13 protein-coding genes are annotated in these 21650 nt (G+C 63.3%); 11 read left to right on the top strand and 2 right to left on the bottom strand.

The window, feature by feature from the left end:
- The first annotated feature begins 499 nt into the window (after positions 1 to 499).
- The 5 genes from HGB10_01955 (at position 500) to HGB10_01975 (ending at position 9351) form a co-directional block, all read left to right on the top strand.
- Positions 500 to 3322, top strand: coding sequence for a hypothetical protein (locus HGB10_01955; protein NTU70579.1), 2823 nt, complete (start codon positions 500 to 502; stop codon positions 3320 to 3322).
- A 395-nt stretch (positions 3323 to 3717) separates the two neighbouring features.
- Positions 3718 to 6492, top strand: coding sequence for a preprotein translocase subunit SecA (secA, locus tag HGB10_01960; protein ID NTU70580.1), 2775 nt, complete (start codon positions 3718 to 3720; stop codon positions 6490 to 6492).
- A 7-nt stretch (positions 6493 to 6499) separates the two neighbouring features.
- Positions 6500 to 7642: a peptide chain release factor 2 gene (locus tag HGB10_01965; protein ID NTU70581.1), complete on the top strand. Its 1143-nt coding sequence runs from the start codon at positions 6500 to 6502 to the stop codon at positions 7640 to 7642.
- Between the two features lie 3 nt (positions 7643 to 7645).
- A complete protein-coding gene (locus tag HGB10_01970; protein ID NTU70582.1) occupies positions 7646 to 8476 on the top strand; it encodes a phosphatase in 831 nt (276 codons plus the stop codon).
- Positions 8470 to 9351 (top strand): YitT family protein, encoded by an 882-nt coding sequence (locus HGB10_01975; GenBank protein ID NTU70583.1) that lies wholly within the window; start codon positions 8470 to 8472, stop codon positions 9349 to 9351. Before HGB10_01970 ends, HGB10_01975 begins: the two co-directional genes overlap by 7 nt.
- On the opposite strand, the gene HGB10_01980 is transcribed toward HGB10_01975, so the two are convergent.
- Complete coding sequence (locus tag HGB10_01980) at positions 9348 to 9872, bottom strand: hypothetical protein (protein NTU70584.1); 525 nt, start codon at positions 9870 to 9872, stop codon at positions 9348 to 9350. The genes HGB10_01975 and HGB10_01980 overlap by 4 nt on opposite strands.
- 156 nt (positions 9873 to 10028) lie before the next feature.
- Between HGB10_01980 and HGB10_01985 the strand changes: the two genes are divergently transcribed.
- From HGB10_01985 to HGB10_02010, 6 genes are all read left to right on the top strand, one after another.
- A complete protein-coding gene (locus HGB10_01985) occupies positions 10029 to 10883 on the top strand; it encodes a transketolase (protein NTU70585.1) in 855 nt (284 codons plus the stop codon).
- On the top strand, positions 10877 to 11812 hold the full coding sequence (locus HGB10_01990) for a transketolase family protein (GenBank protein NTU70586.1): 936 nt from the start codon (positions 10877 to 10879) through the stop codon (positions 11810 to 11812). Before HGB10_01985 ends, HGB10_01990 begins: the two co-directional genes overlap by 7 nt.
- A gap of 601 nt (positions 11813 to 12413) precedes the next feature.
- Positions 12414 to 18104 (top strand): hypothetical protein, encoded by a 5691-nt coding sequence (locus HGB10_01995; protein ID NTU70587.1) that lies wholly within the window; start codon positions 12414 to 12416, stop codon positions 18102 to 18104.
- A 51-nt stretch (positions 18105 to 18155) separates the two neighbouring features.
- Positions 18156 to 18998: a cell division ATP-binding protein FtsE gene (gene ftsE / locus HGB10_02000; protein ID NTU70588.1), complete on the top strand. Its 843-nt coding sequence runs from the start codon at positions 18156 to 18158 to the stop codon at positions 18996 to 18998.
- The gene (locus HGB10_02005) at positions 18988 to 19932 is read left to right on the top strand and encodes an ABC transporter permease (protein NTU70589.1); all 945 of its coding nucleotides are present in this window, start codon (positions 18988 to 18990) and stop codon (positions 19930 to 19932) included. The genes ftsE and HGB10_02005 overlap by 11 nt, the downstream gene beginning before the upstream one ends.
- A gap of 56 nt (positions 19933 to 19988) precedes the next feature.
- Positions 19989 to 21203: a PDZ domain-containing protein gene (locus tag HGB10_02010; GenBank protein NTU70590.1), complete on the top strand. Its 1215-nt coding sequence runs from the start codon at positions 19989 to 19991 to the stop codon at positions 21201 to 21203.
- Here HGB10_02010 and HGB10_02015 read toward each other — a convergent pair.
- A complete protein-coding gene (locus tag HGB10_02015; protein NTU70591.1) occupies positions 21200 to 21628 on the bottom strand; it encodes a hypothetical protein in 429 nt (142 codons plus the stop codon). The two genes, HGB10_02010 and HGB10_02015, sit on opposite strands and share 4 nt — an antisense overlap.
- Between the last annotated feature and the right edge of the window lie 22 nt (positions 21629 to 21650).

Genomic DNA, 21650 nt, shown 5'->3' on the forward strand with positions numbered 1-21650 from the left:
CGCACGAACGCTGGAGGCAAGCATGAGATCCTCGCTTGGTTCTTGGGGTGCGCCCGATTTCGGCGTTGTGACTGAACGCGAACGGCTGCTCCGTCTGCTCGAGAGTGCAGGGACTCGGCCAGTCGTACTTGCTGGAGCGTCTGGCTGCGGCAAGTCAACCGTTGCGTCTCAGTATTCGCGACGGTCTGGGCAAGAGGTGGTATGGCTAGACGCAGGCGGCGACTTTGTATCTGCGGCTCGTCTCGCAACACTTCTTGGTTCGATCACTCGCTCACAGGTGGCCGGTCAGGCATCTGACTCCGACTCCGATGGATCCCGCCTGGCGGACCTTACCGAAGCAGCTATTGAATCTGTTGAGGTCTACTCCGGGGGCAAAGGGCTTGTGGTTGTCTTGGATGACCTCGGTAGCCCCCACGGGCCAGTATCTGCGCAAGAACTCACGCGTCTCGCCAGGGCGCTGAGAAGGAGTTCGTCCCGACTTGTTGTTACTACGCGAGCATTGAACGAGTGGCCACTTGAGACCCTGTATGAATGGGAGGTCATCGAACAGGCCGGACTCGCGGTCACCCTCAGTGAGGCCGAGCGGTACTTCGCCTATCTGGGCATCGAGGTGTCTCCTGCGGATGCCGATGCGATTCACGAGGCCAGCGGTGGTCACGCGGCCCTGCTTGCGATTCTTGCAACGCAGGTGGCCACCTACGGTGTCGGGCAGTTGGGCGTTCGGACCACGTCTCTAGAGGCCTGGCTAGAGCGGCACTTGGCGTCTTGCGAGCAGGAGGGTGACATCGCGGTCTTGGCGCTCGTTGCCCTTCTTGGCAAGGGGACGACTGCGGAAATCAAGGCGCTCGGTGAGACGGCCGCAGGTGCGGCTCTCGACCGGTTAACTGCAGTCATGCCGCTTCTTTCAGTCTCAAGCAATGGTTTTGGTAGCACGACATTCAGAGTGCATGACCTTCTATCGAGTTTCGTGCTGGAGCGTTTCGGATTCGACCTGCCCTCGGGTTCACGTACAACCATGACAAGGGTCATTGACCATCTTTCGGCCCGGGGTGACGCCATTAGGGCCGCTGACCTGATGGTCAGAGGAGGCAGGACTGATGGGCTGACAGCGTGGCTTGAAGAACATGGCTCCGCACTCCTGTCATCTGGTGCGTACGAGCAACTCAGAACCATGGTTGAGTTGGCGCCAGTACATGAACTGATGGCAAACCCGCGGGTCTTGCTCTTGTGGGCGGAGTTGTGTGCAGAGCTGGGCGAGTCAGATGAGTCGCTTGCCCGATGCAACGCCGTGCGATCACTCTCGGATCATGAGGGAGACGCAGTGACTTCTGCGAAGGCCGTTTCGCTGAGCCTGCAGTGCTATTGCAGGTTGCAGCGTTTCGAAGATGCGGAGCGGGTTGCGAACGAGGTTCTCTCTAGCAGATCCGCCGGCATTCCCGCGGAGCTTCGGGGCGAGGCGCTGATTGCGACGGCCCGCGCAAGACTCACGCGTGGTGGGACCCCAGAGGAGGTCCGGGCTGTGCTTGAGGAGGCGTGTGTGCTTACCGCGCAAGTGCCGGAGGGCGCTCACATCAGATACACAGCCGCAACGTTGCTTGCCCTGGTGCCGATACTCTCGGATGGTGACTGGATGGCAGGGACGCGTGTTCTGTCGCCACTAGTCGGCACACCACAGCAGCTCATCAGTTCACGAGTCATCGTGATGGGCAATTTGGGGCTCATGCTGCTGGAGGCGGGGAGACTCCACAGGTCCCTCTCCTTGCTGCGGGCGGCGCTGGACGAGGCTCGGCGATTTGGCCTGTATACGTATACGGGCGCGTACGCTCCTCCGCTCGGCTGCGCAGAGGTTGCCGCCGGTCACGTGGAGGAGGGAATCAGGCGCGTCTACGAGGGCATTGATACGGCGGAAGCGAACGGTGAATCCAATGACTCTGCCATCGACAGGGTCTACCTTGCAGTCATACTTCGCGCATCCGGGCAACTCGAAGAAGCGCTCGAGCAGGCCGAGGTCGCGTTCGAGCAACTCTCTGTCGCCGACAATCTCCTCTTTCGCCGACTCGCGGCCCTCGAAGTCGCCGCATCGTTACTGGCGCTCGGCGATGAGTCCGCAGCGAGGGCATGGACCGAGTCTGTGGCGGCCGAGGGCGCCAGGCCGAACAGCTACCATCGCCTGCGGTCCGACATGATCCTGGCCGAGGTGGACCGTCGCGAAGGGGACTTCGAGGGTGCCCTGGCTCGCCTACGCCGCAACGAGGAGTACATCCTGTCCGAGAATCCCAACTGGCAGGTCGCGATGTACTGCCGCGCGTTCCCCGAGCTGCTCGGACTGTTCACGGCTGCGCTCGGTCCCGATCGGCTGCCGGTACACATGCTGCGAATGATCCTGCCCGAGCAGGCGGAGGTCATTCTCGGCAGAGTGAAGCCCCTGCTCGATACCCCGACGTGGCGAGCACTCGGCGCGCGGCTGCTCGGCGACGATGAATTCGCGAAGTATCTCGAGCGTGGCGGGTTGCCGCTGTGCCACGTCCGGATGTTCGGCGGACTCGAGGTCAGTATCGGTGGGCGCTCGGTGCGTGAGCGCGACTGGCGCAAGCGCAAGGCCCGCGTGCTGTTCGCCATGCTCATGCTTCGGCGCGGCCAGGACGTTGCGCGGGAGCAGATATTCGAGCACCTGTGGCCCGAAATGGACGAGGAGCGCGCGAAGAGCAACCTCTACGTGGTGTGGAGCACGATGAAGTCAGTGCTCATGGGACCCGATGCCGAGAAGGGCGCGAAGTGCCCGTACGTCGAGAGCGTTGGGGGTGTCTGCCGGTCCATTCGTTCGACGGTTCGCACGGACGTCGACGCATTCGAGTCCGCCTGCGCAACTGCACATGCCGCCGAGGCGGACGGAGATCGCAAGACGGCACTGGCGTCGTATCGGCAGATCGCGGACCTGTATCGGGGCGACCTGCTGCCCGGAGACTGCTACGAGGATTGGTTCGGCAATCTTAGGGATCACTATCGTCACGAGTTCATGGACGCGATGCTGCGTGCGACCGACATCCACCTCGAAGACGGCGACCCTCACACGGCCCTCATCTTCGCGCGTAAGGCGCTCCAGCATGATCAGTTCCGAGAGGATCTGTACCAGGCCGCAGTGCGGTGCCAGATTGCAGCCGGACAGCGGTCGTCGGCCATCGACACGTATCTGCTCTGCCGAGACCGACTGTGCGAGGAGCTCGGTTTGGATCCATCGCCCGAGATGCGCGCCCTCTACGACCAGATTCTGGCCATGGAGGACCGTCCGACCGGTGTGGACTTCGACCCCCTGGCGGACTGACTCGCGGGACCTTACCGCGAAGTGGTAACTGACTGGTAAGGAATCGGTAAGGTCCGTCCGATACGCTCCTTCCCGTCGGCCCGCCGAAGTGGCCCGCCGACACGGACGAGGCTCGTCGGGCTCCCTGACAGACAGGGCGTTGCACGCGGCGGGGCAGGCTCACGACTGGTGAGGAGCGGGTCTCCTGAGGGGCATCGGAAACGAGCCGGTGCACCGTCGGCTGGGCCCGATGGGTTTCGTCCCAACGAGCGGAGCGAGCGCGCAGAGCAGCTCCCCATTGGAGGGCGCGGGCGGCCGGTCTGGTGGCTGGCCGCCCGCAGCCCGACCGCACCCCTGTGATAGAATCGGGGCTGCTTTTCACCCACAAATCCCACCATTCGAAGGTGTCGTTACACATGGCTAACTTCCTCCAGAAGCTCCTCACGCTCGGTGAGGGCAAGCAGGTTCGCGTCTACGAAGGGCGCGTTGCGCGCATCAATGAGATCGAACCCCAGATCCAAGCGCTCTCGGACGTGGATCTCGCCGCGAAGACCATCGAGTTTCGTGAGCGGCTTGAGCGGGGAGAGTCGCTTGACGACATCCAGATCGAGGCGTTCGCGGTCACGCGAGAGGCGAGCGTGCGTGCCCTCGGGATGCGTCACTTTGACGTTCAGCTCATCGGCGGCATGGTGCTCAACGATGGCCAAATCGCTGAGATGAAGACCGGCGAAGGCAAGACCCTGGTCTCGACACTCGCGGGCTACATGAACGCGCTGCCCGGCAAGGGAGTTCACGTCGTCACGGTTAACGACTATCTCGCAAAGCGCGACTCCGAGTGGATGGGCCGCATCTATCGTTTCCTCGGCATGGATGTGGGTTGGATTCAGTCACAGATGGACCCCGCCGAGCGTATCCCGGCATATCAGGCCGACGTGACCTACGGCACCAACTCCGAGTTCGGTTTCGATTACCTGCGCGACAACATGGTCACGCGTGCCGAAGACCGCGTTCAGCGCGGACACGCCTACGCGATCGTCGACGAAGTCGACTCCATCCTCATCGACGAGGCCCGTACCCCGCTGATCATCTCGGGCGCCGGCACCAAGTCGGCGGACACCTACAAGCAGTTCGCTCGCGCAGTTCCCCGTCTGCAGCCCGAGGTCGACTTCGAGCTCGATGAGGCCAAGCGCACGATCTTCGCCACGGAAGACGGGCTGCGCAGAATCGAGCAGGCTGTCGGAATCGAGAACATCTACGGCGACCCCTCCGGTCAGTTGGTCAACCACCTCCAGCAGTCGCTGCGCGCGGAGTTCCTCTTCAAGCGCGACGTCGACTACGTGGTCAAAGACGGTGAGGTTCTCATCGTCGACGAGTTCACGGGTCGCCTCATGGAGGGCCGTCGCTACTCGGAGGGCCTACACCAGGCGCTTGAAGCCAAGGAGCGCGTGCACGTTCGCGAGGAGAACCAGACGCTTGCGACCATCACCCTCCAGAACTACTTCCGCCTCTACGAGAAGCTCTCCGGCATGACCGGAACGGCCATCACCGAGGACGCTGAGTTCCGCGACATCTACAAGCTGCCGGTCACCGTGGTTCCCACGAACCGACCGATGGTCCGAAACGACGAGAACGACCTCATCTACCGCACGGTCGACGCGAAGTTCAATGCCGTCGCCGATGAGATCGTCGAGCGCAACACCGATGGCCAGCCCTGCCTCGTCGGCACCATCTCCATCGAGAACTCCGAGAAGCTCGCGCGCCTACTCAACAAGCGCGGTATCAAGCACGAGGTCCTCAACGCGAAGTTCCACGAGAAGGAAGCACACATCGTTGCGCAGGCGGGTCGCGCCGGTGCTGTGACGATTGCGACAAACATGGCCGGTCGAGGAACCGACATCATATTGGGTGGCAACGCCGAGTTCATGTGGGAGGACATCCTGCGTCAGCGCGGTATCGATCCGGACGCGGCCGATGACGAGCAGAAGGCCTCGGCACTCGAAGAAGCCAAGCGCGTCTGCGGCGAGGAGCACGTGCGGGTCGTTGACGCCGGTGGCCTCGTGATTCTCGGCACCGAGCGCCACGAGTCTCGGCGTATCGACAACCAGCTGCGTGGTCGCGCCGGACGCCAGGGCGACCCGGGAGCATCGCAGTTCTACCTCTCGCTCGAGGACGACCTGATGCGCCTGTTCGGAGGCGACCGGATGGATCGCATCAGCGACATGATGCAAAAGACCCAGGTCCCCGACGACATGCCCATTCAGGCCGGGCTTGTCAGCAAGGCGATCGAAGGCGCCCAGCGCCAGGTCGAGTCGATGAACTTCGCAGCCAGAAAGCACGTTCTCGAATACGACGACGTGATGAACAAGCAGCGCGAGGTCATCTACGGTGAGCGCAACAACATCCTTGATGGTAAGAACATCCACGATCGCGTCGAGACGATGCTTGCAGACACGCTCCTCTCGGCGGTGCTCGAGTTCTGCCCGGAGAAGACCTACTCGGAGGAGTGGGACTGGGACGGCGTCTCGAAGTACTACCGCGACCTCACTGGCATCGAGGGCTTCGTCGAGTCGCAGCGCGGTGAGGTGGAGAACCCGCACGAACTCGCGGACCTGCTGGTGACCCACGCTGGCGAAGTCTACTCGCGCAAGGCAGAGGACCTCACTGAAGATGGGCTGCTCGAGCTCGAGCGCATGGTGATGCTCCGCATCATCGATACGCGTTGGATGGACCACCTTCAGGAGATGGACTACCTCAAGGATGGTATCGGCCTTCGTTCGGTCGGTCAGCGTGACCCGCTCGTCGAGTACAAGACCGAGGCGTACGACATGTTCGGCGGGCTCGTGGGCGGCATCAACGAGGACTTCCTGCGCACCATGATGCATATCGAGGTCGTCATCGAGCCGCAGGCCGAGGCGGTCTCGCTTTCCGGAGCGAGCTACTCGGCGCCTACGGAGTCGTCGATCTTCGGTGGCGCGGCCGCCGCAGCCGATGCATTCGGAGTCGGCGGCCCGAGCCCTGACCAGATCGCCGCGGCGTCAGCTGCAGCGGGCGGCGGGAAGGCCGCCCAGGTCATCCACGACAAGGACGACCCCTGGGACAATATCGGCCGCAACGACCCGTGCCCGTGCGGTAGCGGCAAGAAGTTCAAGAAGTGCGACTGCGCCGAGGCCACCAAGAGACGGCAGGCGTAGAGAGCAGATGGTCGAGAACCGCATTCAGGAGATCACTGCGCTGCGCGAACGCGTGACGCAGATGTCGGAGTACCTGCACATCGATTCGCGCAAAGCCGAACTCGCGAAACTCGAGGCCAAGGCCGCTGAGCCGGGCTTCTGGGACGACCAGTCAATCGCGCAGTCGGTCATGGCGCAGTCCTCCGGCATCCGTGAGGAGATCGGCGCGTATGACGACATCGTCTCGGCGCTCGACGACGCTGACGTGGCCAACGAATTCGCCGTCTCGGGCGACGACGAAGAGCTGGCGGTCGAAGTCGAGAACGCGCTGAAGCAGGCGAACTCGCTCATCAACGCGCTCGAGGTGAACTCGTGGTTCACTGGCGAGTTCGATCACGGCGACGCGATCGTCACCATCACACCGGGTCAAGGCGGACTGGAGGCTCAGGACTGGGCTGACATGCTCCTCAAGATGCTCATGAAGTACTGCGAGTCCAAGAAGTGGAAGACCGACCTCAACGACTACACTCCTGGGGTCGAGATCGGCATTGACCGAGCGGTGTTCACCGTGCACGGTCGCAACGCCTACGGCATGCTCCAGTCCGAGATGGGCGTTCACCGATTGGTCCGTATAAGCCCCACCGACGAGAAGAAGCGCCGACAGACCACCTTCGCTGGCGTCGAGATACTCCCGTTGTTGCCCGATGAGGTCGAGGTCGAGATCCGCGACGAGGATCTGCGCATCGACGTGTACCGATCAAGCGGGCCCGGTGGCCAGAGCGTCAACACGACCGACTCGGCGGTTCGGATCACGCACATGCCTTCGGGACTGGTGGTCACATGCCAGAACGAGAAGTCGCAGCACAAGAACAAGGATGCGGCGATGAAGATCCTTCGCGCGCGCCTCTACGAGATCGAGAAGGCGAAGCGAAACGCTGAGATCGACGAACTGCGCGGCCCCAAGCGAGAGATCACGTTCGGCAGCCAGATCCGCAGCTATGTCCTGTACCCGTATCAGATGGTCAAAGACCTGCGAAGCGGCGAGGAGACGGGCAACGTGAACGCGGTTCTCGGCGGCGAGATCGATCAGTTCGTGATCGGATTCCACCGGTGGCGTGTGAAGGGCGAGGGCGCCGCGGTCGCCGCAGCGGCCCTCGAAGAAGAGGAGTAGCCAATGCGCCTACTCGCCGACCTCCACACCCATACGGTCGCATCCGGTCACGCATTCTCGACACTCACCGAGAACGCTCAGGTCGCCCGTGCGCGCGGACTTGAGCTCATCGCCATCACGGACCACGCCCCGAGCGTCCCGCAAGGTGCGCACCCGTGGTACTTCTGGAACCTCAAGATCATTCCGAGCGTGCTCGACGGCGTTCGACTGCTCAAAGGCTGTGAGGCGAATCTCTCGCCTGACTCGGAGAACGGGCTCGACCTGCCCGACATGATTCTGGGATGGCTCGACTTCGTGGCGGTGGGGTTCCACCCGCACACGGGCTGGGACAAACCGGACCGCGTCCGAAATACCGAGGCCCTGCTGCGGGTCATGGAGCATCCGCTCGTCGACCAGATCACGCACCCTGGTAACGAAGAGGAGTTTCCTCTCGATCTCGATGCGATCGTCGAAGCGGCCGTGCGTCACAGCGTCATCCTCGAGCTCAACGACCACAGCTTCGACCCCACCAGCTCGCGAGCCGGGTCGGGTGCACGCGAGCGGCAGTTCGCGGAGGCCGCGCTCGCGGCGGGTGCGCCCGTATCGATCGGCTCGGACGCGCACTACGCGCTCTACGTTGGGCGCTTCGATTCAGCTCTCGCTATCGCCGAGGAGATCGGCCTGACCGAGGAGCGTATCGTGAACCGCAACGCCGAGTCGGTGCTCGCGCACCTGCTGGCTAAACGAGAGCGGCCTCGCCTCGATATCGGTGGCGAGTGGGAGTGGCCGACGGCACCACACGGCGCAGCGCCGCATGACCTGCGCGATGAAGCGGCGGGGGAGCGTCAGTGGTAGTCGAGCGCGTCCTCAAGAGTCGTCGCGTGCGAGACTACGGCCTCATGACCCTCGGCATCGTGATGACCGCATGGGCCCTTGATGCGTTCCTCATCCCGAATCAGATTGCTGCCGGCGGCGTATCGGGTCTGGCGACGGTCATCTACTACTGGGCGCAGGCCAACTTCGGGGTGGCCATTCCTGTCGGTATCCAGATGCTTGCGTTCAATGCGATTCTGCTCGTGATCGCTTGGCAAAGGCGGGGTCTCAGCTATCTGGCGAAGACCGTCTACGGAGCCGTTACGCTTTCCGTGCTCGTCGACGTCATTGCCCCGTTCACGCCGCACCTCGCATCAGATGACCTCCTGCTTGCCGCCTTGTACGGTGGTGCCATTACCGGAATCGGGCTCGGCTTCGTGTTCAAGGCCGGCGGCAACACAGGCGGTACCGACATCGTCGCCCAGTTGCTTTCAAGACGATTCCCGTTCGGCGTCGGGCAGATCATGCTCGTGGTCGATGCCGCGGTCACGGTGCTCGCCGCCATACAGTTCGGGCCTCGGCTGGCCATGTATGGTGTCGTGGCGATATTCGTTGCGACGGCCGCCATCGACCTCGTGCTGGAGGGTGTGAGCGTCGAGAAGGCTGTGTGGATCATCAGTGACCACGCAGACCGTATCGGACAGGCGATCAATGTTGAGCTCGGTCGGGGCGCCACGCGCATCGAAGCGAGCGGGGTCTTCACGGGGGAGAAGCGCGGCACGCTTATGGTGGTGCTCTCCCGAAACGAACTCGACGAGCTCAAGGCCATCGTGGCTGCGATCGACGAGCGAGCGCTCGTCATCATCAGCAACGTGCATGAGGCGATCGGCGAAGGCTTCAAGGAGATGGCTCCCTAGAAGGCGCGGCTGTCGTACGCCCAGTTCATGAGGGCTTGACGCTGCTTGCGCCTGCACGTGATGTCGCCCGGAGAGCAGTGCTTTCGCACTTGCGCGATGTGCCGCGTCATCGCGCGCCAACGGCGAATCTGCCGCTCATCTTCGGCTGGGATTCGTCGTCCCATCCAATAGCGGCAGTACCACTGGAACCAGCCGCGCGGGTCATCGGGATGGATCCAGCCGCGTTCGCGCCACTCGTGGAGCGGCAGCGATGCGTTGACCTCGAAGAAGTTGAGATCGGGGTCGTGATGGCTCGGACACAAACGCGCGTTTGCGAACCACTCATCGGGGAACTCGTCGGCGCAATCGGTGAGGTACTTTCCGCCGAACACGCCTAGACTCAGCATCTGGGCAGGTGACAGCTGTGGCGCGAACTCCTCGGGGAACTGCTCACCTGCCTGAGCGGTGAGCACATACCCGTAGTCGCGCTGCATGATATCGCGCACCTGAATCGGCTTGGGGCGCACACCATCGTCGTGCATAGGCATAGCCACTCTCCGCAATCGCGACAACCCTTCGCGAGGGTTGTACCCATCATCGGGCTCCGCACGATTCCTGCTATTCTACGAGGGCTGTGCGCCGAGTGGGTCCGGCGTGCCGAATTCCGAACGAACTACTCGTCTGATTGGGGCACCGCCATGTGGGACCGAGCGACTGTCGAGGCCAAGGCTTCGCGGATGAGAGGCGACATCGTCGAGATGATCGGCGCTGCGGGGAGCGGGCACCCCGGCGGCTCACTCTCCGCTGCAGACATCGTGGCAACGCTCTATTTCGGAGGCGTTCTGCGCCACGATCCCACGCGACCCGAGTGGCCGGAGCGCGACCGCTTCATCCTCTCGAAAGGTCATGCCGGGCCGGTGCTGTACGCTGCGCTGGCAGAGGCCGGCTACTTCGGCCGAGATCACCTCAGCACGCTCCGCAAGCTCGGCTCGATGCTCCAGGGACACCCCGACTCGCGCAAGACGCCCGGCGTTGAAGTCTCTACCGGTTCGCTCGGCCAGGGGCTTTCGATCGCCTCCGGGCTCGCCGCAGGGCTTCGCGGGGGCGAGCATCCCCAGAATGTCACGGACGACAGAACCGTGTTTTGCCTGCTAGGGGACGGTGAGATTCAGGAAGGTCAGGTCTGGGAGGCTGCCATGTTCGCGGCCCACGAGCGGCTCGGCAACCTGGTCGCGATCATCGACCACAACGGGCTTCAGATCGACGGTGCGTGCAGCGAGGTCATGTGCCTTGGAACGGTCGCGAACAAGTTCGCTGCATTCGACTGGGCCGTCACGGAAGTGGACGGGCACGATGTCGAGCAGCTTCACGCCGCGCTCGAGGCCGGGCGGGCGCACTCTGATGGGCCGTTCGCCATCATCGCGCATACCGTGAAGGGCAAGGGCGTCTCCTTCATGGAGGGTGATGCCGGCTGGCACGGCAAGGCGCCGTCCCCCGAGCAGGTCGCCGCCGCACTCGCTGAACTGGGCTTGTCCGAAGGGAGTGCATCGTGAGCAAGAAGGCGACTCGAGAGGCACTAGGAACGACCTTGGTTGAATTGGCGGGGGAGGGCTACGACGTCGTCGCCGTTGAGGCCGACCTCTCAAAATCAACGACGACCGCAAAGCTGGGCGACGCGTACCCGGACCGCTTCTTCAACGTCGGTATCGCCGAGGCGAACATGATCGGTGTCGCAGCCGGCCTCGCCGTAGCTGGAAAGACGCCGTTCACAGGCTCATTTGCGGTGTTCGCGACCGGGCGTGCCTATGATCAGATTCGCAACACGGTGTGCTATGCAAGCCTCAACGTCAAGTTGACCCCGACACATGCCGGGATCACCGTAGGGCCTGATGGCGGCAGCCATCAGATGATCGAGGACTTGGCGCTCATGAGGGTACTTCCCGGCATGCGTGTACTCGTTCCGGCTGACTTCAACGCGGCTAGGGCGGCCATCCGTTGCGCGGCGCAGACACCGGGCCCGTTCTATGTTCGGCTCGGCCGAGCGACCCTGCCGGAGGTCTATCCGGAGGGCATCGAGTGGGATCTTGAACGGGCCACCGTCCTTCGCGAGGGCACGGACGTCACGCTCGTGGCCTGTGGCGTCATGGTGGCCGCCGCCGTGTCTGCGGCCGAGCTTCTCGGTGAGCTCGGGGTGTCTGCTGAGGTAATCGATGCCGCCACGATCAAGCCGCTCGATGCGGCAACGATCCTGTCGAGCGCGGCCAAGACCGGTGCGGTGGTGACATGTGAGGAGCACAGCGTCATCGGTGGACTGGGATCGGCGGTTGCTGAGGCGCTTGGGGAGGGCCGTCCCACGCCGCTCAAGCGCGTCGGAGTGAACGATGTGTTCGGAACCTCAGGGGATCCGGATGAACTCATGGAGCACTACGGGCTGACGGCAGAGGGAATCGCAGCGGCGGCGAAGATGCTCATCGGGCGCTAAGACCCGGCTTCACTCCAACGGTGGGCAGTTCTCCCGCCTCCACACAAATCACATGCGAAACCGCACTGTTCGCACCCATTTGCGCTGGTCATTGGCACCGTTTCAGGCTACGATAATGAAGCTGGATCGCGGCCGGCCAACGCGGTGTCCTCTTCTTCGTGCCGTTCGGTTGCTCGCGCTGGCCCGTTGGGGATCGGGCGATGAGTGTCGTGTGATTCCCTGCGGTCGTCGTAAACGCTTATTCGGTGTCCGGATGTTGGGGCATCGGGTTCGCAGAGCGAGAGGACTCGGGCTGGATATCAGACGCGCAATCCGCCTCCCGATCGCTATTCGAGTCAGGGTTCTTGCCGCCCCTGACCTGCTGCTTCTCATGCCTGCACCTCTGAGTATCCCGCAACTCCCCTTCGCGTACGCGCGCGCGTAGCCCGCGTATACGCGAGTCCTTTCCGATTGTCCGCCGCGATTCAGACAAGGAGCCGATGAGAGAGGTAGACCAACCCGAGCGATGACAACCCCGGGTTCAGAGCCGTGCCGCACTGATGTCGGTGTGGGTGACTCGCGCAACGGCGCGTTGGCGCAGCACGCCCTGATTCGGAGAGTCTTGGCCATCGTCGCCATCTTCGCTCTGGTACTGCCGCTCCAGGCTTCAGGATTCATCTCGACGGGACCGACGGGCGACCGAGCGTGGTTCTGGCACAACCCCCAGCCGCAAGGCAACGACCTGCGTGCCAGCGCATGGCTCGATGCTTCGACCGGCTGGGCGGTAGGGGTCGTAGGCACTGCTCTCAAGACGACCGACGGGGGTGCGACGTGGGTCGCACAGGACCCGGGCACCGTGCGCGATCTGACGGGCGTGTCGTTCGTTGATGCCAACAACGGCTGGGCGTGCGGGGTTTCCGCAACCGTGGTCAGGACGACCAACGGCGGCACCACCTGGACGCCGCAGACGGCGCCGACCACACCGGCTGCACGTAACCTCAGGGCCATTTCGTTCTTCAACAGCAGCGTCGGTGTTGCGGTTGGGGACCTTGGAACGACGACGTCGACCATCGTCTATACCGGAGATGGCGGCACGACCTGGCGAACCGCGACCACCACCGCGACGGTAGGGCTGACCGGCGTTCAGATGGTCTCAGCGACCACCGGTTGGGCGGTCGGCGGCGCCGGCGCCATCCTGAAGACCACCGATGGTGGCGCGACGTGGACTCCGGTCTCGTCTCCCACCGTCGCCGGACTCTCCGCGGTGTCGTTCGAGCCATCGGGGCAGGTCGGATACGTGGTCGGCAACGCCGCGCTGCCCAGCTGGACCATCTACAAGACCACTGATGCTGGTGTCACGTGGACGGCGGTAGACGGTCTGGGTGCCACCGGCGCGATCAACCTGACTGCGGTCGACTGTCTCGATGCGAACAACGCGATCACAGTCGGTACCAACGGTCAGGTGCGGCACACGACCGACGGCGGCGCGACTTGGCTCAACCAGTCGTTGAACAACCTCGGTGGGCAGGCACTTCGCGACGTCGAGCTTGTCGATGCCGATGTCATCAAGGCGACCGGTGACTTCGGTCAGCTGTTCTTCACACGTAACGGGGGAGACTCGTGGTTCACGCCCGCGATCGGTGCCGGAGCAACTTACCTTGCCGGCCACTTCGCTGACGTCAACAACGGCTGGATCGTGGGCGCTAGCGGCACCATCATGCGTACCGCAGACGCTGGGCAGACCTGGGAGATCCAGTCGAGCGGGATCACGAACTGGCGGGCTATCCATGCGCGCAGCGCAACCGCAGCGTGGGTGGTTGGCGACGATGGCCTGGTGAAGCGCACCACGGACGGCATCAACTGGACCAGCCAGCCATCGGGAACCACGCAGGTGCTCAATGGCGTGTGGTTCACCTCTACCAGTACCGGGTTCGCTGTCGGCGCCAACGGGACGATTCTGCGAACGACCGACGGGGGCGTCACCTGGAATGCGATGACATCCGGTACCACCGCCGCGCTGAATTCCGTGTGGTTCGCCAGCCCTTCCGTCGGGTGGGCGGTCGGCAACAACGGCGTCATCCGTCGAACGACCAACGGTGGTTCGACATGGTCGGCGCAGGCTTCTACGACGACGCAGAACCTTCTGACGGTGCGGGGTGTCAGCGCTAGCAACGTCTGGGCGGCGGGTAATGCCGGCACGATGGTGCGCACCACGGACGGAAGCGCATGGTCGAGTGCGGGCATCACGACCGGTGCGGCATCCAATGCGATTCGCAACGTGTTCTTCGCGACTGCGACCGACGGCTGGTATGTCGGCAACTACGGGCTTGTCCGGCGTACCACTGACGGCGGACTGACGTGGACTTCGCTGGATGTCGGTGTTCCCACGAGCGCGCTGGATCCGCAGGTCCGAATGAACGCGTGCTGGTTCACCTCAGCAGCGCCCTACACGGGTTATGTAATCGGCGACTACGGTGTCATCCGCCGTACCGTCGACAGCGGTTCCACGTGGACTTCGCTCCATTTCGGCACCCTGAGCAACCTCAACGCCATCGACTTCGCCGATGCCCAGACGGGATGGATCGGCGGGGCCAGCGGAACCATGATGGTCACCGAAGACGGCGGCCACGTGTGGAGGGGACAGAAGACGGGCAATAACGCAGCCTTCGCCGCCGTCTCGGTCGTCAGCTCCCAGACGGTCTGGGCCACCGGTGACAACGGCGCCATTCGTAAGACGCTTGACGGTGGCCGCACGTGGACCGGCCAAACCTCGGGTACCACGGTCAACCTGAAGGGGATCTCGGCGGTAGACTCATCGCATGCGGTCGTGGTGGGGCAGGTCGGCTTGGTGAAGTACACCACTGACGGCGGAAGCACGTGGACCACCGGCTCGGTCGATACGACGCAGCAGCTGAGTAGCGTGAGCATGGTGGATACCTCCACCGGCTGGGCTGTCGGGCCGCGGCTCGCGGGCAACAACGTTGTGTTCCACACCACAGACGGGGGAGCCACGTGGTCACCGCAGGCGACCACCGCCAACGCGAACCTGTGGGCGGTGCACTTCCGTTCGGCCTCGCTTGGATTCGCCGCGGGTGACTCGGGTGTGATTCTCAGGACCACCGACGGGGGCGCCACGTGGGTACGTCGACCGACCCCCACGACGCTGCCCTTCTACGGCATCAGGTTCGCGGACGACAACAACGGCACGGCTGTTGGCGGTGGCGGCGTGCTGGCCCGTACCGCGGACGGCGGGACGACGTGGGCGCTGCAATCATCAGGCGGCGGCAAGTCGTTGACCTCGGTGTACCCGCTCGACGCCAGCAGGTCCTTCATCGTGGGCAGTGGCGGCACGATCATGCGACTGGGCGACACTGCACCGCCGTTCACCTCCCGTTCCGTGACGCCGGCCGACCCTGACGGCGCAGGCGGTTGGTACCGCACCGACCCGCAGGTCACGCTTTCGTCCAGTGCCCCCGGGAACACGTACTACGGATGGAACTCAGCGGCTGGGCCGTTCACGCTCTACACGGGGCCGACCTCGGTTCCCGAGGGCCTGCAAACCATGTACTACTACTCCGTCGATGCGTCGGGCAACGCCGAGTCGGCGAACGAGGCGACGTTCTCTGTCGACTTCACACCACCTGATGCAGCGACTCTCTTGACTGCGACGGCTGTCACGACCACCACCGCGGACATCCAGTGGGCCGAGTCCGCTGACGCGCTATCGGGCGTTCATCATTACCTCGTCACCGTCAGCAACGGCGCGACTCTCAGCGTCGTGGCCACCTCGGCCACGATTGCAGGTCTCAGCCCTGGCACGCTCTACTCGGCAGTGGTCAACGCGGTCGACGTGGCGGGGAACGTCTCGGCGACAAGCACCCCCGCAGCCTTCAGCACCGCCGGCGTTGACTCATCGCCGATGAGCACGGTTCTCGGCGTGACCCCGGCCGCGTCTGACGGTCTCGCCGGTTGGTACGTGACGACGCCGACTGTGACCATGGCAGCGCTGCCGATGGATGCGGTCGCTGAGATCTTCTATACATGGGGCAGCATCGACGGCACCTACGATACGTACGCCACGACGATCACGCCGCCCGCGGGATCGTCGACGCTGCGCTACTCGAGTCATGACACAGCAGATCCGGGTCATGCCGCCGAGATGACACAGGCAGCCGTGTTCAACCTCGACACACAGACCCCCACAGCTCCGTCGGTCACGGCGAGTGTCACGAGCTACGCGAGTGTCGACCTGTCGTGGCCGGACGTGACGCCCACGCCAAGCGGCATCGATCGCTACGACGTGTATCGCGACGGCGCCTTCTTCGCGTCGACCGACACCACGACCTTCGGGGTCGCAGGTCTGACTGCGGAGACCGGCTACACATTCGCGGTCGTCGCCGTGAATGTGGCGGGCTCGTCTTCCTCGACGGCGTCCGTGAGCGCTACGACGCCCATGGCGCCGCTTCCCGCAGCGCCGGCGTACGTTGCGGCCCGGTCGCCGTCCGGCTACTTCGCCTTCGTGAACTGGGACTACAGTCGAGACACGCTCGGGACGGCGAACTACCGAATCTGGCGTTCGACCGATGGCTCGAGCTACTCTGCGATCGCAACGACGACCGGCGGACTCTACGGTGCGACCTATCTCGACACGACGCTCAGCGCTTCGACCAAGTACTGGTACGCCATCTCCACGGTGGACTCGCGCGGAGAGAGCGCCTTGTCCAGCACTGCAACAGCGGTATGGCCGAGCATCTCGACCACCACCACCGGTCCTGAGCGTGTCCAAGGGCTCTCCGCGGTGGATACCTCGGGGTCGATTTACCTGAGCTGGGCGCCATCCGATAATCCCGCGACGATCGGCTACAACGTCCTTCGTGCCGACTCGAGCCTGGCCACTGCCAGCGTGCTCAACACCCTCCCGATCAGCGGCACGGGCTTCTTCGACCTTTCGGTTGAGAACGGCGCACCCTACTACTACTCCGTCGTTGCGATCGACTCGAACAACAACACCGGCACCGTCTCGCTTGAGCTGGCGGCCAAGGCGCACGGTACCTACCGGGGTCTGTCTCCGCACGATCTCGATGCCGACAACTCAGGCTGCGGTTGCCACTCGGCGCATACCGCTACGGCCGACGACAAACTCATCCGGTACCCGTATGCCACCAAGGACACTGCGTGCGACGCGTGTCATCCACCGGCGGCGGCGCGTGGTGAATTCCTCGATCCGCTCGCGAAGTCCCGTCATGCCCTGGCGGCGACCTCCGCGGTCAATGCGCAGTTCACCTGCAACACGTGTCATCGGCCGCTCAAGGGTTCCACCGAGGCGACGGCGTCACTCATGCGTACCAACAGCGAGTCGCCCTGTGTGGTCGTGACCGACACGCCGGCCGGCAATGCGTTCTGCTACTCCTGCCACGGCGGTGGCTCGACATTGCCGATGGGCGACCTGAGCGGTTTCGAGAACTCAGCGCACAACAATGTGCCGGCGCCCACGACCGCCGGGATCGTCTGCGATACCTGTCACGAGTCGCACTCATCGCGCAATGAAGGTCTCAACCGTTACAGCGGCTACATGATGTGCGTTGAGTGTCACAACTCGACGCAGTCAGACCCGCTGTCCCCCGACATCTTGAGTCAGCTGACGCTCAACTCAGATGCGAACGCCAAGCACCCACTGCTGCCAAAGGATCAGCTCAATGGCGCTCAGATGCGGTGCCAGAACTGCCACAACACGCATTCGAGCACGACACAGTACCCGCTGGTTGACCCGCACGACCCGAGCCCCACGGGTACGTGGACCACGACGCGCGGCGACGAGAAGTCCTTCTGCTTCCAGTGTCACGACGGGCAGCCGCTGCCGACAAGCGCCGAAGCGTCGCCGTGGGCACCCGCTGTGCTCGGATCGAACGGCGCCACGACTGTGCCTGATATCGAGAACTCGTATCAGACGAACGTGCATGGGTTCGGCTCACGCAGTGATGGAACGACGACGACTGCTTACCTGCGTCAGGACATGGGCTACCAGTATGGCGACGTGCTCGAGTGCCGCGCATGTCACGACCCGCATGGCACGGTGAACAACTACGCGCTGCAGCAGAACATCAAGTCGGCAAGCGGGCTGAAGACGGTCAACGGTGTCATGGTCGTCAAGGCGCCCACCGGCTACGACGTCCGCTTCTTCTGCAACTCGTGTCACCTGTTCGATTCTCAGACTCACGACGCGATTGCCGGGACGAGCACGGTCACCTTCCCGATGAACTGCACGACCTGCCACCGTCACATCAAGGCCGGTGTCCCGTCACCGAACCTTTAGGAGAGTGCTGAGTGAACGGGTCACTCGCTTTCACCCTTTCTCCACACGCGCATGGCAGGGTGGAGATGTACGCCTTTGGTACACTGCCCCTCGGGGTTTGTCGCACAGAAACGGAGCTACCCTGTGACTGATTTGACCAGCATTCCCGATCCGGCTGCGCCGCGAGCGGCTGAGGCGCCACCCGCGCTTCCGCGCACCGGTCCCGTCATGATCTCGATGCGAGGCATCTCGAAGTCCTACGTTGCCGATAAGCCGGCACTGTACGACGTCGACGTTGAGATCGGCTCGGGTGAGTTCGTCTTCATCGTCGGGCACTCGGGTTCCGGCAAGTCCACCTTCATCCGTCTCCTGCTGCGCGAACTCCTGCCCAGCCGCGGGCAGATCATCGTTGCCGGTCAGGACCTCGGCAAGATGAAGAACTGGAAGGTGCCCTACCTGCGCCGCAACATCGGCTGCGTCTTCCAGGATTTCAAGCTTCTGCCCAACAAGACCTCATTTGAGAACGTCGCGTTCGCGCTCGAGGTCATCGGCAAGAGCAAGCACGTCATCCGAACTCAGGTGCCCGAGGTGCTGCGCCTTGTCGGCCTTGAGGACAAGGTCAATAGCTACCCCGACGAGCTCTCCGGTGGTGAGCAGCAGCGCGTCTCCATCGCGCGCGCGTTCGTCAACCGACCGCCGCTGCTCCTGTGCGACGAGCCGACCGGAAACCTCGACCCGCAGACGTCGCTGGGCATCATGAAGTTGCTTGAGCGCATCAACAACACCGGCACGACGGTGCTTGTCGCCACTCACGATCGTGAGATGGTCGACAACATGCGCCGTCGCGTCATCGCCCTCGAGGGCGGCCGCATCATCCGCGACCAGGACCGAGGGGTGTACGGCTATGTCGATTAATGTCGGGTACTTCGTACGAGAGTCTATTCAGAACTTCCGTCGCAACTGGGTCATGACTCTGGGTGCGGTCATCACGATCTATCTTTCGCTGCTGCTTGTGGGCGTGTTCCTCGTCACGGGCGCCATCGTCAACAATGTGGTCAAGTCCGTCGAGGACAAGGTCACGATTGAGATTTTCCTCAAGGACGGCGCAGCCACGGCGGATGTGACCGCTTTGCAGAACAAGCTGCTTGCCGACCCGCTGGTCGGCGTGCAAAGCCCGGATGCCAAGAACCGCGGGACGGTGAGTTACACGTCCAAGGAGCAGGCGATGGACAAGTTCAAGAAGAGCATGTCCTCGTCGCCCGAGATCCTCGATCAACTCGAGAACAACCCGCTGCCAGCGTCTCTGGACGTCAAGCTCGCGGATTCACACAATGTTGAGGCACTGGCCGCGCAGATCAAGGCCGACCCCCTCTTCCTCAAGGTCGCCGAGAACCCTGCCAAGCCTGAAGAGTCGATCAAGTACGGTCAGCAGATCGTGAAGAAGCTGTTCGCGTTCACCCGCGTCGTCCGCATCATGGGGTACGCCATCATCGCGATGCTCGCGGTCGTCTCGCTGATTTTCATCAACAACACTATCCGCCTCGCCATCTACGCGCGTCGCAAGGAGATCGGCATCATGCGTCTCGTGGGCGCGAGCAACTGGTTCATCCGGACCCCGTTCCTGCTGGAAGGCGTCCTCCAAGCGCTCATCGGGGCCACGCTCGCGATTCTCTCGGTGACGGGTCTTCAGGCGCTCATCATGCCGAGACTCCGTGACGTGATCTCGTTCTTGCCGGTCGCTACCGGTGCGGCAACGACGGTCCAGATATCGCTGACTCTCGTGCTGGCAGGCGTTGTGATCGGCCTTGCCGGTTCCAGCGTCGCGCTGAGGCGCTACCTCAAGGTGTAGCCCTGGATTCAAGCGCGGGTACGCCACTACATTCACTCTGAGAGCGGTAGGTTCACATGAACAAGGCCACCAAGGCCATACTGGCTGTTTCCCTTACGATCATCGTCGGGAGTCTCGGGTTCATCGGCGGGTTCGCGACATCGCGTATCCTGCCCGCTGACTCGCCGCTGACAACCGTCGTCACCGATCACGTCAAGGCGCCCACCACGGTCTCGGGTCGCGTCGACGAAGTCTACGAATTGATGAAGAAGCGTGCGCTGGTGGTTCCGGCTGAGACCTCGGCCACCGCCGGGGCGGTCGAAGGCCTGCTCCAATCCAACGGCGATAAGTACGCCACCTACTTCGACGACACGCACTTCAAGGCGTTCAACGAAGACAGCATGGGCTCTTTTGGCGGAATCGGCGTGGTGCTCGGTGAGAAGGACGGCACCACGTACATCACCGAGGTCTACAAGGGTACGCCTGCAGGCCGCGCAGGTCTGTTGCCCGGTGACGAGTTCAGGGTGATTGACGGCACGCGTCGCACGAACTGGCAGACCACGGACGTGGTCAAGAAGGTGCGCGGCGAAGTGGGCACCAAGGTGACTATCACGCTGTACCGCCCCAAGAAGGGCACAGCTCACTCGGGCACCGAGAAGGAGTTCACCCTCACCCGCGCGACGATCAACTACCCCAACCTGAAGTCCGAGATGATCGACGGCGTCGGCTACATGCGCCTCGGGCAGTTCAATGCGAATGCCGAAAGTGATGTCGCCAAGGCGATTGCGAGTCTGACGAAGAAGGGCGCGAAGTCGCTCATCCTCGACCTCCGAAGCGATCCCGGCGGACTGCTTGATGAGGCTGTGAGTGTCTCATCACTCTTCATCAAGGACGGCGTCATAGTCCGCGTTGATGAGCGCGGCAAGCCGGAGGACGAGATCAAGGCGACGGGCCGCAAGATGACCGATTTGCCGCTTGTGGTACTCATCGACGGCGACTCGGCATCGGCGAGCGAGATTACCGCCGGCGCGCTGCAGGACTATGGCCGAGCCACGCTCGTCGGCGAGAAGTCGTATGGCAAGGGCAGCGTTCAGACTGTCGAGGCCGTGTCGTGGGGTGGAGGCGTGAAGTTCACGATCGCGCATTACCTCACGCCCAAGAAGCGCGTGATCAACGGTAAGGGACTGACACCGGACGTGGTCGTCAAGATGGACCGCATGGACCAGGTGAAGCGCTCGACCGATATCCAGCTCAAGAAGGCCGTTGAGATAGCCCGGCAGAAGACGCGCTAGTCCTCGTCGTCCTCGTCGTCGAGCGCGATAAGCGCGTCGAAGTCGCCAACCGTCTCCTCGGAGAGCAGGTGCGGGCGCTTCTCGGCGTCCCCATCGACCTCGGGCTCGGGGATCGACAGCAGTTCCAGCATTGAACTGTCGCCATGCAGCACGAACCGCCAGCGCTCCTCGGCGGCCTGCTCGAAGTCGAGGTAGCGGAATGAGGAGACGTTGAGGAAGAGGCAGCCGTTGACCACCAGCGTCGCTGACTCCGGGTCCGCCATCAGCTTGACGAGGGCGGCACGCCCCTCATCGATGAGCTCGCCGTCGACGACGTAGCGGTAGTCGAGATTCTCGAGGGTCTCGAGTGCGCGAAGCATGTCGCGCGGGTGCGAGACCGTGCCCTTCGATATGAGACATGGGGCGAGAGGCTGGCGATGATCCATTCGGCGGCTCCGTCGGTGCGTG

This window comes from Coriobacteriia bacterium (assembly GCA_013334745.1).
Taxonomy (GTDB): Bacteria; Actinomycetota; Coriobacteriia; order Anaerosomatales; family JAAXUF01; genus JAAXWY01.

Excerpts from the sequence above, each read along its gene's own strand:
- secA (NTU70580.1), top strand. The coding sequence starts at position 3,718 with ATGGCTAACTTCCTCCAGAAGCTCCTCACGCTCGGTGAGGGCAAGCAG.
- HGB10_01965 (NTU70581.1), top strand. The coding sequence starts at position 6,500 with ATGGTCGAGAACCGCATTCAGGAGATCACTGCGCTGCGCGAACGCGTG.
- HGB10_01970 (NTU70582.1), top strand. The coding sequence starts at position 7,646 with ATGCGCCTACTCGCCGACCTCCACACCCATACGGTCGCATCCGGTCAC.
- HGB10_01980 (NTU70584.1), bottom strand. The coding sequence starts at position 9,872 with ATGCACGACGATGGTGTGCGCCCCAAGCCGATTCAGGTGCGCGATATC.
- HGB10_01985 (NTU70585.1), top strand. The coding sequence starts at position 10,029 with ATGTGGGACCGAGCGACTGTCGAGGCCAAGGCTTCGCGGATGAGAGGC.
- ftsE (NTU70588.1), top strand. The coding sequence starts at position 18,156 with ATGGCAGGGTGGAGATGTACGCCTTTGGTACACTGCCCCTCGGGGTTT.
- HGB10_02005 (NTU70589.1), top strand. The coding sequence starts at position 18,988 with ATGTCGATTAATGTCGGGTACTTCGTACGAGAGTCTATTCAGAACTTC.
- HGB10_02010 (NTU70590.1), top strand. The coding sequence starts at position 19,989 with ATGAACAAGGCCACCAAGGCCATACTGGCTGTTTCCCTTACGATCATC.
- HGB10_02015 (NTU70591.1), bottom strand. The coding sequence starts at position 21,628 with ATGGATCATCGCCAGCCTCTCGCCCCATGTCTCATATCGAAGGGCACG.